This window comes from Streptomyces sp. NPDC007875, assembly GCF_042868035.1.
GTDB classification, from domain to species: Bacteria; Actinomycetota; Actinomycetes; order Streptomycetales; family Streptomycetaceae; genus Streptomyces; species Streptomyces antimycoticus.
In genome coordinates, this window is sequence record NZ_JBIADZ010000005.1 from 353,352 (window position 1) to 362,791 (window position 9,440).

Annotated in this window: 20 protein-coding genes; 3 read left to right on the plus strand and 17 right to left on the minus strand. The window is 68.4% G+C overall.

What is annotated here, in order from left to right:
* Nucleotides 1-14 precede the first annotated feature (14 nt).
* The 16 genes from ACFYOY_RS13665 to ACFYOY_RS13740 form a co-directional block, all read right to left on the minus strand.
* Nucleotides 15-551 carry a hypothetical protein gene (locus ACFYOY_RS13665; RefSeq protein WP_388586940.1) on the minus strand — a complete coding sequence of 179 codons (537 nt, stop codon included), beginning with the start codon at nucleotides 549-551 and terminating at the stop codon, nucleotides 15-17.
* Complete coding sequence (locus ACFYOY_RS13670) at nucleotides 551-814, minus strand: hypothetical protein (RefSeq protein ID WP_388586943.1); 264 nt, start codon at nucleotides 812-814, stop codon at nucleotides 551-553. Before ACFYOY_RS13670 ends, ACFYOY_RS13665 begins: the two co-directional genes overlap by 1 nt.
* 103 nt (nucleotides 815-917) lie before the next feature.
* On the minus strand, nucleotides 918-1,103 hold the full coding sequence (locus ACFYOY_RS13675) for a hypothetical protein (protein WP_388586945.1): 186 nt from the start codon (nucleotides 1,101-1,103) through the stop codon (nucleotides 918-920).
* Complete coding sequence (locus ACFYOY_RS13680) at nucleotides 1,100-1,267, minus strand: hypothetical protein (protein ID WP_388586948.1); 168 nt, start codon at nucleotides 1,265-1,267, stop codon at nucleotides 1,100-1,102. Before ACFYOY_RS13680 ends, ACFYOY_RS13675 begins: the two co-directional genes overlap by 4 nt.
* On the minus strand, nucleotides 1,264-1,569 hold the full coding sequence (locus ACFYOY_RS13685; RefSeq protein ID WP_388586951.1) for a hypothetical protein: 306 nt from the start codon (nucleotides 1,567-1,569) through the stop codon (nucleotides 1,264-1,266). The genes ACFYOY_RS13680 and ACFYOY_RS13685 overlap by 4 nt, the downstream gene beginning before the upstream one ends.
* Complete coding sequence (locus tag ACFYOY_RS13690; RefSeq protein ID WP_388586954.1) at nucleotides 1,566-1,790, minus strand: hypothetical protein; 225 nt, start codon at nucleotides 1,788-1,790, stop codon at nucleotides 1,566-1,568. Before ACFYOY_RS13690 ends, ACFYOY_RS13685 begins: the two co-directional genes overlap by 4 nt.
* A complete protein-coding gene (locus tag ACFYOY_RS13695) occupies nucleotides 1,787-2,149 on the minus strand; it encodes a hypothetical protein (RefSeq protein WP_388586957.1) in 363 nt (120 codons plus the stop codon). The genes ACFYOY_RS13690 and ACFYOY_RS13695 overlap by 4 nt, the downstream gene beginning before the upstream one ends.
* Nucleotides 2,146-2,520 carry a hypothetical protein gene (locus ACFYOY_RS13700; RefSeq protein WP_388586960.1) on the minus strand — a complete coding sequence of 125 codons (375 nt, stop codon included), beginning with the start codon at nucleotides 2,518-2,520 and terminating at the stop codon, nucleotides 2,146-2,148. Before ACFYOY_RS13700 ends, ACFYOY_RS13695 begins: the two co-directional genes overlap by 4 nt.
* Complete coding sequence (locus ACFYOY_RS13705; RefSeq protein WP_388586963.1) at nucleotides 2,517-2,765, minus strand: hypothetical protein; 249 nt, start codon at nucleotides 2,763-2,765, stop codon at nucleotides 2,517-2,519. Before ACFYOY_RS13705 ends, ACFYOY_RS13700 begins: the two co-directional genes overlap by 4 nt.
* A complete protein-coding gene (locus ACFYOY_RS13710) occupies nucleotides 2,762-3,499 on the minus strand; it encodes a hypothetical protein (protein ID WP_388586966.1) in 738 nt (245 codons plus the stop codon). The genes ACFYOY_RS13705 and ACFYOY_RS13710 overlap by 4 nt, the downstream gene beginning before the upstream one ends.
* Nucleotides 3,496-3,720 carry a hypothetical protein gene (locus ACFYOY_RS13715; protein ID WP_388586969.1) on the minus strand — a complete coding sequence of 75 codons (225 nt, stop codon included), beginning with the start codon at nucleotides 3,718-3,720 and terminating at the stop codon, nucleotides 3,496-3,498. The genes ACFYOY_RS13710 and ACFYOY_RS13715 overlap by 4 nt, the downstream gene beginning before the upstream one ends.
* Nucleotides 3,720-4,232 carry a hypothetical protein gene (locus tag ACFYOY_RS13720; RefSeq protein ID WP_388586972.1) on the minus strand — a complete coding sequence of 171 codons (513 nt, stop codon included), beginning with the start codon at nucleotides 4,230-4,232 and terminating at the stop codon, nucleotides 3,720-3,722. The genes ACFYOY_RS13715 and ACFYOY_RS13720 overlap by 1 nt, the downstream gene beginning before the upstream one ends.
* Nucleotides 4,229-4,612, minus strand: coding sequence for a hypothetical protein (locus ACFYOY_RS13725; protein WP_388586975.1), 384 nt, complete (start codon nucleotides 4,610-4,612; stop codon nucleotides 4,229-4,231). The genes ACFYOY_RS13720 and ACFYOY_RS13725 overlap by 4 nt, the downstream gene beginning before the upstream one ends.
* On the minus strand, nucleotides 4,609-4,947 hold the full coding sequence (locus ACFYOY_RS13730; protein ID WP_388586978.1) for a hypothetical protein: 339 nt from the start codon (nucleotides 4,945-4,947) through the stop codon (nucleotides 4,609-4,611). The genes ACFYOY_RS13725 and ACFYOY_RS13730 overlap by 4 nt, the downstream gene beginning before the upstream one ends.
* A gap of 84 nt (nucleotides 4,948-5,031) precedes the next feature.
* Nucleotides 5,032-5,373 (minus strand): hypothetical protein, encoded by a 342-nt coding sequence (locus ACFYOY_RS13735; RefSeq protein ID WP_388586980.1) that lies wholly within the window; start codon nucleotides 5,371-5,373, stop codon nucleotides 5,032-5,034.
* The gene (locus tag ACFYOY_RS13740; RefSeq protein ID WP_388586982.1) at nucleotides 5,370-5,576 is read right to left on the minus strand and encodes a helix-turn-helix domain-containing protein; all 207 of its coding nucleotides are present in this window, start codon (nucleotides 5,574-5,576) and stop codon (nucleotides 5,370-5,372) included. Before ACFYOY_RS13740 ends, ACFYOY_RS13735 begins: the two co-directional genes overlap by 4 nt.
* Before the next feature lie 246 nt (nucleotides 5,577-5,822).
* Between ACFYOY_RS13740 and ACFYOY_RS13745 the strand changes: the two genes are divergently transcribed.
* The 3 genes from ACFYOY_RS13745 to ACFYOY_RS13755 all read left to right on the plus strand — a co-directional run bounded on the left by ACFYOY_RS13745 (nucleotide 5,823) and on the right by ACFYOY_RS13755 (nucleotide 8,029).
* Nucleotides 5,823-6,368: a helix-turn-helix transcriptional regulator gene (locus tag ACFYOY_RS13745; protein WP_388586985.1), complete on the plus strand. Its 546-nt coding sequence runs from the start codon at nucleotides 5,823-5,825 to the stop codon at nucleotides 6,366-6,368.
* Between the two features lie 127 nt (nucleotides 6,369-6,495).
* Nucleotides 6,496-6,690 carry a hypothetical protein gene (locus tag ACFYOY_RS13750; RefSeq protein ID WP_388586988.1) on the plus strand — a complete coding sequence of 65 codons (195 nt, stop codon included), beginning with the start codon at nucleotides 6,496-6,498 and terminating at the stop codon, nucleotides 6,688-6,690.
* Between the two features lie 73 nt (nucleotides 6,691-6,763).
* Nucleotides 6,764-8,029: a tyrosine-type recombinase/integrase gene (locus tag ACFYOY_RS13755; protein WP_388586991.1), complete on the plus strand. Its 1,266-nt coding sequence runs from the start codon at nucleotides 6,764-6,766 to the stop codon at nucleotides 8,027-8,029.
* A gap of 98 nt (nucleotides 8,030-8,127) precedes the next feature.
* Here ACFYOY_RS13755 and ACFYOY_RS13760 read toward each other — a convergent pair whose 3' ends face one another.
* Entirely contained in the window at nucleotides 8,128-9,354 is a 1,227-nt protein-coding gene (locus ACFYOY_RS13760; RefSeq protein WP_351884142.1) for an acyl-CoA dehydrogenase family protein, read from the minus strand.
* Nucleotides 9,355-9,440: the final 86 nt, after the last annotated feature.

Genomic DNA, 9,440 nt, shown 5'->3' on the forward strand with positions numbered 1-9,440 from the left:
GGCGGTCAGTGGGGTCAGAAGAGAGCCAGGCGTGCGGCATCGGGGCCGGGGTGCTGTGTGATGACCGCGGCGATGGCCTTGACCGACGGGGCGTCGTGCGTCGCGGGATTCTCGGGGGTCCGGCACTTGCCGGCGCCGAAGAGGCGGAGCTTGCCGGGCGGGCAGCCGCGGGAGTGCCAGGTGAGCTGGTACAGCCATACGTCGCTGCGGCTGTATTCGAGTTCTCCGGGCTCCATGCGGCGGCCGACCTTGACCAGGACGAACGGCTCCCGGTCTTCCTCTCGCTCCCATCCCGGGGGAGTCCACTGGGTCTCGCCTTGCCAGCCGTGTGCGTGTGCGTGGGCGATGAGCTTGGCGGCCTGGGGCGGCAGGGTGTAGCCGTCCGGCGGGATGGCGAGGATCTCCCGGATCCGGTCCATGACTTCGGTCATCTGTTCACGTGCCTGGTCGCTTGTGCTGCCTGCGGCTTTTGCGGCGGCGATGATGGCGGTGCGTTCTTCGAGGAGCCGGTCGTATTCCTGCTCCATGGTTTCGACTGGCGCGGTCGCCATCACGTGCCCGCCTTCCGGACCAGCGGGGGCTTCTTGGCCCGCGTTCCTGCGGCCTCGTACCACGCCGCCACGTCGGCCTCCGGCATGCCAATGAAGTGATCGCCATTAACCAGGGCGGCCTGGGCGGTCGCGGCGGCATGGGCCAGCGTTGCGTGCACCTGGGCGGCGGCGATCATTTCGCCCATGTCGCCGCCGTGCTCGGCGATGTTGTCGGCTTCGGCGAGCAGGCGCTCGGCCTCGCGGTAGTGCTCGGGTCCGGTCATTGGTCCCCCTTGGGGTGTTGGATTCGATATCCGAGGGCGGTGAGCCCGGCGGCGGTGCCCCAGTAGATGGCGAGGGCGGCGATGCATTGGGCGGTGAAGCGGGTCACTGGGCGGCCTGGCGGCGGTCGAGCTCGTCGGTGATGCGGTCGGCGAGCGCGGCCTGGTCGGGGTCGGCAGGGAAGCCGACGAGGACCGGGTTGCGGACCGCCCGCAGGCAGTCGGACCGCAGTGCCTCCAGGTCGGCGACGGTGACGCCCTCGCCGCTGAGGGTGTCGCTCAGGTTGGTCACGGCGCCTCCCGTCGGGGCGGGTTGGCCAGCCGGTAGGCCGAGTGCTCGTCCTGCTCGGCCGCCACGTTGGCCCGGCAGGACTCCAGGGAGTCGGCGAGGTCGGTGACGATCCGAAGCAGGATCACCAGCAGCGCCACATCGATGGCGATCAGCGGGGCGCTCACGCGGCCACCTGCTTCCGGCAGGTGCGCAACCAGTCGGCGTAGGCCCGTTCGTCTCGCCGTACCCGGCAGGGCATGCAGTCGCAGGTGCTCAGGTACACGCCGACCGGGTGCTGACGGCGGGACGCGAGCCCTTCCAGGTAGCCCGCCAGTGCAGCGGTCTCGCCCTGGGCGGTCAGTTGCCGCACGTAGCCGTCGCTGTCCTCGCCCGGCTTGGCCTGGCGCCCGGCGTGGAAGGCGGCACGGAACATGACCGGGTCGGACGACTGGGCGGCACGAGCCTCGGCACGCTCGAACGGGGTCACGCTGCACCCCCGGCCTGGTTGACTCGGTAGGCGGTGTCGTGTCCGGTCGCCGCCACGAGGTGGCCGCGTTCGGCGAGCGTGGCGAGGCGCTGGCGGGCGATGCTGCGCTGGGTGGTGCCGAGCGGGGCGGGGAGGTCCATGACGCGGCGGGTGGTCCAGATGCCGCCCTCACGGCGCACGGTGGCGAGGAGGGTGCGGATACGGGCGCGATTGGCGCTCATGCGGCCCTCCTCATCTCGGTGGGCATGTCGGGCCGGTCGGTGCGCAACGTGTTGGTGGCGGCATCCCACGTCTGCGGCAGGGTCCAGTCCGCGGTGAACGCGCCCTGGAGGAGGGCGATGATGTGGGCTGTGTCCTCGACGGTGGGGTGCATGGCCCGGTCACTGCCGTCGATGACGACCACAGCGAACACGCCCTCCAGCGGGCTGTGATCGCCCTCCGACCACCACACGGGGGTGATCCGGATGCGGGCCACGGTCGGCACGATCAGCCGCAGCTTGTACGGCAGTGTCTTGTGGTGGTGGCGCCTCGTTCCGGCCGAGCAGCGGCGGGGGCGGATGGTGGTGTAGTCGGTGATCACGCCGCCACCTCCACCGTCTCCTCGGCGCGGGCGGCGTCCTTGAACGCGAGGATGACGCCAGCGGCGGTGCGCTCTTCGGCGTCGTTCCACCGGCCGAGGTCCCAGATCGCCATCGACCGCTTGTAGCCGGGGCGCAGGTGCTCCATGAACCGCCGCGCAGCGGCCTCCACGAGCGGCACGTCACGCCTGGCGGGCTTCGGTGCCCCCGTCAGTGCGATGCTGATGGCCCCGCCCGCGTCCACCGGGCATTCGGCCGGGGCGATCTCGGTCTCGGCCATCGGGTACCAGTAGCCCTTGTTGTGGCCGTTGGCGCGGATGATGCCGGCGGCCTCGCGGTAGGTCGCGGCGAAGTCCGTGATCAGCGCGGTCACGACGCCTCACCACCCTCGGCGGTATCGGCTGCGGCGCGAAGTGTGTTCACCACGTCATCGGTGGTGCGTCCGGGTGCGCGTTCCCACGGCACGACCAGTTCCTCGCCCATGTGTGTGACGAGGGCGTCCCAGGCGTCCACGCTCAGGAGGTCGATGACTGACCGATTCTTGGGGTGCCATCCGCGCTGCTGGAGGTAGTCCGCGACGGCCCTGAGCTCAACGGCCGGAGCCACGGGGGCGGTCACGACGCCACCGCCTCGGGCTTGCGGGCGGCGTCGTACTGGGCGATGCCCCACACGGCGGCGTGGCACTGGTAGACGAAGTGGTAGCTGAGCTTGTCGACGTTCCACTCGGTGAAGTCGTCGAAGTCGAACCCAGCCGTCTGCCGAATCCTGACCTTGTGCTCCTCGCCGTCTTCCTTGTGGTCGATGATCTTCCACAGGGTGGCCGAGCTGTAGGAGCCTTCCTCCCCGGAGATGCCGCAAGAGCACTCGGGGCGGTACGTCTTCCCGTGCTCGAATTCACTGACAAGCTGGAACGCGGTGTCCTTGGTGTCCAGCAGGTGGCTGCCGAGGATGTCCTCGCGGACCGCGTCCTGCAAACCCTCGGGCGCCCAGTCGTTCTCGACGGCATCGGCGACTCGCTCGTTGATCGCCGCCACCATGAGGCTGCGGTCGTACTCGCTCACCGAGTCGCGGCCATTGACCAGCTTGCTCGCCCACGAGTCCGGGTCGACGCGCAGGCCGCGCAGCCAATTGAACATGTCCTCGGTGTCCTTGCCGAAGCGCTCGAAGTGGTAGGAACCGTGGGATCCGGCGACCAGCAGGTTGTACGGCCACGTGATCAGGACGACGCGCGTCATAGCCTTCGGGGCGGCGAACTCGATGTGGCGGTACAGGCCGTCCTCGCGGCGGACCGCCATGGTGGCCTCCGCGACGTCATTCGCGAAGTGCTGCGCGATCCTTGCGTAGTCGGTCATGCGGTCCTCCCAGGGGTCCATCCGGGGTAGTCGGCCTCGGTCGAGACGTGCACGTCGGGGTGGGTGGCGAGGTAGAGGGACAGCGACAGGGCCGACACCTGGGCGTCGGCACCCAGTGCGGTCTCGCGGGCGATCGCCTTCCGCAGCGGCACCTCGGCCGCCACCTGCTCGGCGGGCACATCCAGGGCGGCGATCGGGCGGGGCGTGGTCGGAGTGGTCATCACCGGTCACCCGGCTTCGCGTCCTCGGCAGCCCGGCGGAGGCTTGCGCCCATGTCGTCCAGCTCGCACCACGGGCAGGTGTGAGTGTGCTCGGAGTCGGCCATCCAGTCGGCGTGGATGCCCTTCGGGCACGACTGCGGGGTCATGACCTCGTAGGCGGCCAGCTCACCCCGGAGGGGGTTCAGCTCGGTGGCCAGGGCGGCACGCACGATGGGCAGCAGCGCGGCGGCGTAGTCGCTGTAGCAGCGCTCGCAGTCCGGGCATCCCCTATCACCGGGCTCGAACCCGCAGGTCCCACAGAACGCTCCGGCCTTCGACAGGGCCGTGGTGATCTGGTCGCCGATGGCGGTCTCGCGCTCTGGCGTCAGCGGGGGCGCGATGATGCTGCACTCGTTGCCGCACAGTTCGTGGCTGCCCTCAGCATGCGACCACTCGCGCTCGTGACGGTCGCAAGGCTCACCCGGTCCGGTGTCGCACGGCGGGAAGCTGCACGGGGTGGGGGTCGTGGTCATCGTGCACCGCCGATCAGGGTGCGGGCCAGGCGGGCGATGTCCGCGTTCAGCTCCGGGGACACCTCGTTGCCCAGCACCAGCGCCATCTCACGGTCATCCAGAGCGGTCGCCAGCGCGGTGCGGGCCTTCTGCTCCCGCTCGAAGCGGGCCATGGCCTCAAGGTCGTTCTGACGCGCCGACCAGTACGTGTACAGCAGCTCGTTCCACGCGTCGCCACGCTCGCACTCCGGCAGCGACTCGTAGGCCAGACGGCCAATGTCCTCCTGGGTGAAGCCCTCCGGACGGTCGGCCAGCAGCGTGTCCTCGGCGGCGTCGAACATCGCGGCCAGAGGGGAGACGCGGCGGAGACCGGTGGTCAGCTCCTCGAAGACGTCGCTCATGACGCACCGCCCCGAGGGGAAGGCTGCTCGGTGCGGGCGGCGTACAGGGCCTCACGGTGCTGGTCCATCGCCTCGTCGCGGGTGTCCGCACGCTCGTTCGTGCTGTCGATGACGTAGGGCCCGTACTGGCGACCCTCGTGCTCATGCCCGGCGAGGACCATGCCGGAGTGCCTCTTGTCGGTGCTGTCGTCGAAGACCACCGTGTCGTAGTGGCCTCGGGCAATACGGATGGTCGACACCGTGAGCGCCAGACCGGTCTTCCGGTCCTTCACGGGTGTCTGCCGGACGATCTCCGGGGGTCGTGTGCGGCGTGATGCGGATGGGAAGATGGACATAGTCCACTCCTCTCGTCTCTGCGGATGGTGTGGGTGGATCAGGTCGGCGTCGGGTCTAGGCCCCCGGCGTCGGCCGCAAAGCCGCTAGGCGGCGGACTTGATCGGCTTGGCGTACTTGCTGGGCTTCCGCTCGCCGTTCGCCTGCACCCAGCGGATATGGGCGGCGGTCATGCGCGGCGACTTGCCGATGTAGGTGCAGGGGATCCGGCCGTCCTGGATGCTCTCGACGACCCAATTGGTCGTCTTGCCGAGCAGCGGGGCCGCCTCTGCCGGCGTGAAGCACTTCAGCTCCAGCTCGGCGGCCGACGCCGCGGAGGCGGCCGACTCCAGAGCGGCGATCAGACGCTCGACCTGCTCGGCGGTCGGGAGGGACTCGGCCGGCGGGTTGTCGCCGGTGGGGATGCTGGCCAGGTTGCTCCTGGTCACGGGGGTTCTCCTTTGAGGATGGCTTCGAGCGGCACACGTAGCTCGTCAGCGATGCGGTGGAGGGTCCCGTCTGCCGCTCCGCGCTGTCCGGTTTCGACGCGTGAGAGGTAGCCGGGCGACTTGCCGATGAGGTGCGCGAGCCGATTCAGGCCCAGTTCACGCGCCTCACGAATGGCTCTGATTGCGGCCCCGTTCGGTGTCACGACACCCAAAGTAGGCCTCATTAGGTGCCAACGCAAGGCGTTCGCCGGGGTTCGTTGGGTGTTGACGGGTAATGTTTGGGTGTTACTAGGCCCCGTCGGTGACGCAGAGGCGCGATAGGGGTGCACTTCGTTACGCCTGTAAGCACTTAAGTGGGCAACAAAAATCCCCACCCAACACCGATCGATACAGGTCGATTGGGGTAAAGGGTGGGTGCGTGTTGCCTAACCGTGCGGCATGATGGCCCCATGGGTAGGGACTGGAAGCGCCTCGCCGACGCCGTGCGGGCCGCGCGTACAGCACTAGGGATGACGCAAGTCGAACTCGCCGACGCGGCAGGCGTCGCCGAAGCCACCGTTCAGAACCTCGAAGACCGCAACAAGGTTCGCAGCCGTATCCCCAGCTCCCTCCCCAGAGTGGAGCGAGCCCTCCAGTGGGGCCCAGGATCGGGTGTGGCAATCCTCGAGGGCGGCGAGCCGTCCACGCTGCCGCCGACCCTCGACACCGACACCACGCCCGCACGGGGCGCCACGACGACAGAGGGCGCCTCCTCTGGCGACCTTCCCCTGCGGATCGTCCAAGAGCTCGCCGATGGGCAACTTTTGGACACGACCGTCATGGACCTCACGCCGCTCGGCTCCGAAGCCCGCATGATCGTTGTTGTGAAGGGAAAGCCCGACGCGAGTCCTGAGCAGATCCGGCGCGATCTGCTGGCTTGGAAGAAGGCCCAGCGCAAGCTCCAGAACCTCGGCGGAGACGACGAGGACGACCCTCCTGTGGTCAACGAGGCGTAGCGCGCCGCTTCTTGCCACTGTCAGGCCCTCCACATGTGGAGGGCCTGTGTGCTTTGATGGCTCGATACCGACGAGAGGGCCACGCTCGAATGGTTGTGGGGGGCCTATGCGGTTCCGGATTGAACGCGTGTCAGCTATGCCGCACAACGTCAAGATCTGGGTTGATGATCAGCCCGGTCTCCTCACGTACTACATAGATGAGAAGGAGATCACCGAGGTCGGCGCCCAGGTCACCGAGGCCGCAGTGAACGCCCTCATCGAACACTGGCACCGATCGCCGAACAATGTCGAACGACCCCACCTTCGGCTCCACACTGGTTGATCGTCAGCGTGCCCCGCGTCGGCTCCCCCCACCATTGAGCCGACGCGGGGCACCCGCCATGGTGAGGTGAGCAGTGGCATACGCCGAGAAGCGCGGCAAGTACTGGCGCGGCCGGTACAAGCTGCCCAACGGCAAGTACGGGTCCGTCTCCGAAGACGACGACGGCCAGCCCTTCCGGACGAAGAACGCAGCGAAGCAGCACGCGGCTGGCCTCGAGACCGACGTGCGGCGGCAGACGTTCATCAACCCCCGCGACGGCCGGATCACTGTTGGCGAGTGGGCCGAGAAGTGGATCGCGTCCATCGATGTGGGACCGCTCAGCGAGAAGGAGTACCGCCTCCGCCTGAAGAACCAGATCCTCCCTGAATGGGGGAGCGTGGCGGTGCGGGATCTGTCGGCCGTCGGTGTCGCTATCTGGGAAAAGCAGCTGCGGGCCCGAGTGAGCAAGAACTACGGGGACGGCGTCATGAGCGTCTTCCGCACGATGATGGACGATGCGGTCGCATCGAAGGTCCGAGGCGACAATCCGGTGGCTGCCCGGAAGAGTGGGCGCCGCGGCAGGTACAAGCCGAAGCCCAAGGACGAGAAGGTCATCGCCACGCCGCGTCAGGCGCTCCTCGTGGCCCGCAACGGCCTGGAGATGCGGGGGCTCAACGAGTACGCGATCGTTCTCGCTTCCGCCTACACCGGCGTGCGGATCGGTGAGCTGGCCGGCGTGCACCGCGACCAGGTCGATCTGACGGACAACGGCCGCGGGGCGCGCATCCATGCGATCCAGCAGAGCCAATACATCGAGGGTGTCTTCACCGAGATCGATGCCAAGTATGACTCGGGCCGGGGATTGATCATCCCGCCGTTCCTGGCTGAGCTGCTGCAGGAAGTGATGGCTGCCCGCCCCGACTCGGAGTGGGTGTTCACGGCCCCGAAGGGGGGTCGGCTCCTGCGGGGCGGTGACTGGTATGCGGAGACGTGGCAGCCGATGGTGAACGGGCGGGCGCCGCGTGGCGTGGTCCGGGGCGCGAGGGCACGGCTGGGTGTCCGGCCGGTGCTGGGTGTTGACGGGCTGGTGCCGCATGGGCTGCGGCACTCGCACAAGGTGTGGCTTGACGAGGGGAATCATCCTAGAGTTGCGGTAGAGGCCCGTATGGGGCACGTGCTGCAGGGCGTTGAGGGCACCTACTCGCACGTGACGCTGTCGATGGAACTCGCGATTGCCGAGTACCTCCAGAAGTTGTGGGAGGACTCGCTGAGGCCGGTCGTTGGCCGCCGGGAGTTCGGGCCGTTTCCCCCGTTCAAGCCTGGTCGCCGGAAACGATCTCCCAGAATTCTCCCAACCTGAGATTGATCAGTGCTCAGGTAGGCAGATGGCCCCGCTCATCGATCGGGCGGGGCCATCGTTTCGGAGTTGATCTATGCGCGTCTTGCTGGGCGACTCTCTCAGCGGATCTGGACGCCGGAGAGGGTGCGGGCGATGACCAGGCGCTGGATCTCGCTGGTGCCCTCGAAGATGGTGTAGATCGCGGCGTCGCGGTGCATCCGCTCGACCGGGTACTCGCGGGTGAAGCCATTGCCGCCGAGGATCTGCACCGCCTGGGCGGTGACCTGCTTGGCGGTCTCGCTGGCGAACAGCTTGGACATGGAACCCTCGGCCGAGTCGAAGGGCTTGCCGCTCACGGCCATCCACGAGGCGCGCCACACCATCAGACGCGCGGCGTCGATCCGCGTGCGCATGTCGGCGAGCTGGAAGGCGACGCCCTGGTTGTCGATGATGGGGCGGCCGAACTGCTGCCGGGTCTTGGCGTAGTCGAGCGCGACCTCGTACGCCGCGCGGGCGGTGCCGACCGCCATGGCGCCGACGGCCGGGCGCGACGCCTCGAAGGTGGCCATGGCGGCGTTCTTCAGCCGCTCCCCGCCCGTCTTGGCCCGCTCCCGGGCGCGCGCGAGGCGTTCGTCCAGCTTCTCCTTGCCCCCGAGCAGGCAGCTGCCGGGCACCCGCACCTGGTCGAGGACCACTTCGGCGGTGTGCGAGGCGCGGATGCCGTGCTTCTTGAACTTCTGGCCCTGGGACAGACCGGGGGTGCCCGGCGGGATGATGAACGACGCGTGGCCCTTGGAGCCGAGTTCGGGGTCGACGACCGCGACCACCACATGGACATTGGCGATACCGCCGTTGGTGGCCCACGTCTTGGTGCCGTTGAGGACCCATTCGTCCTTGGCCTCGTCGTAGACGGCGCGGGTGCGCATCGAGCCGACGTCGGAGCCCGCGTCGGGCTCGGAGGAGCAGAAGGCCGCCACCTTCACGTCGTCCGCGTCGCCGTACATCTGCGGGATCCAGGTGCCGATCTGCTCCTCGGTGCCGTTGGCGAGGACGCCGACGGCGGCCAGGCCGGTGCCGACGATGGACAGCGCGATGCCCGCGTCGCCCCAGAACAGCTCCTCCATGGTCATGGGGATGCCGAGGCCGGTGGGGTCGAAGTACTGCTGGGCGTAGAAGTCCAGGGAGTACAGGCCGATCTTGGCGGCCTCCTGGATAATCGGCCAGGGGGTCTCCTCGCGCTCGTCCCATTCGGCGGCGGCCGGGCGCATGACGTCCGCGGCGAAGCCGTGGATCCAGTCGCGCACCGCCTTCTGATCGTCGTCGAGCTCGAACGAGAACTCCGCCATGACCCCTCCACGTGCTTATTACCTGCGGTAACCGCAGTCTGTTACCGTCCAGTAGACGATGTCAACTCCCCCGGGCACGCGGGCCC

Coding starts and splice junctions, on each gene's coding strand:
- ACFYOY_RS13665 (WP_388586940.1), bottom strand. CDS start 551: ATGGCGACCGCGCCAGTCGAAACCATGGAGCAGGAATACGACCGGCTC.
- ACFYOY_RS13670 (WP_388586943.1), bottom strand. CDS start 814: ATGACCGGACCCGAGCACTACCGCGAGGCCGAGCGCCTGCTCGCCGAA.
- ACFYOY_RS13690 (WP_388586954.1), bottom strand. CDS start 1,790: ATGAGCGCCAATCGCGCCCGTATCCGCACCCTCCTCGCCACCGTGCGC.
- ACFYOY_RS13710 (WP_388586966.1), bottom strand. CDS start 3,499: ATGACCGACTACGCAAGGATCGCGCAGCACTTCGCGAATGACGTCGCG.
- ACFYOY_RS13715 (WP_388586969.1), bottom strand. CDS start 3,720: ATGACCACTCCGACCACGCCCCGCCCGATCGCCGCCCTGGATGTGCCC.
- ACFYOY_RS13720 (WP_388586972.1), bottom strand. CDS start 4,232: ATGACCACGACCCCCACCCCGTGCAGCTTCCCGCCGTGCGACACCGGA.
- ACFYOY_RS13725 (WP_388586975.1), bottom strand. CDS start 4,612: ATGAGCGACGTCTTCGAGGAGCTGACCACCGGTCTCCGCCGCGTCTCC.
- ACFYOY_RS13730 (WP_388586978.1), bottom strand. CDS start 4,947: ATGTCCATCTTCCCATCCGCATCACGCCGCACACGACCCCCGGAGATC.
- ACFYOY_RS13745 (WP_388586985.1), top strand. CDS start 5,823: ATGGGTAGGGACTGGAAGCGCCTCGCCGACGCCGTGCGGGCCGCGCGT.
- ACFYOY_RS13760 (WP_351884142.1), bottom strand. CDS start 9,354: ATGGCGGAGTTCTCGTTCGAGCTCGACGACGATCAGAAGGCGGTGCGC.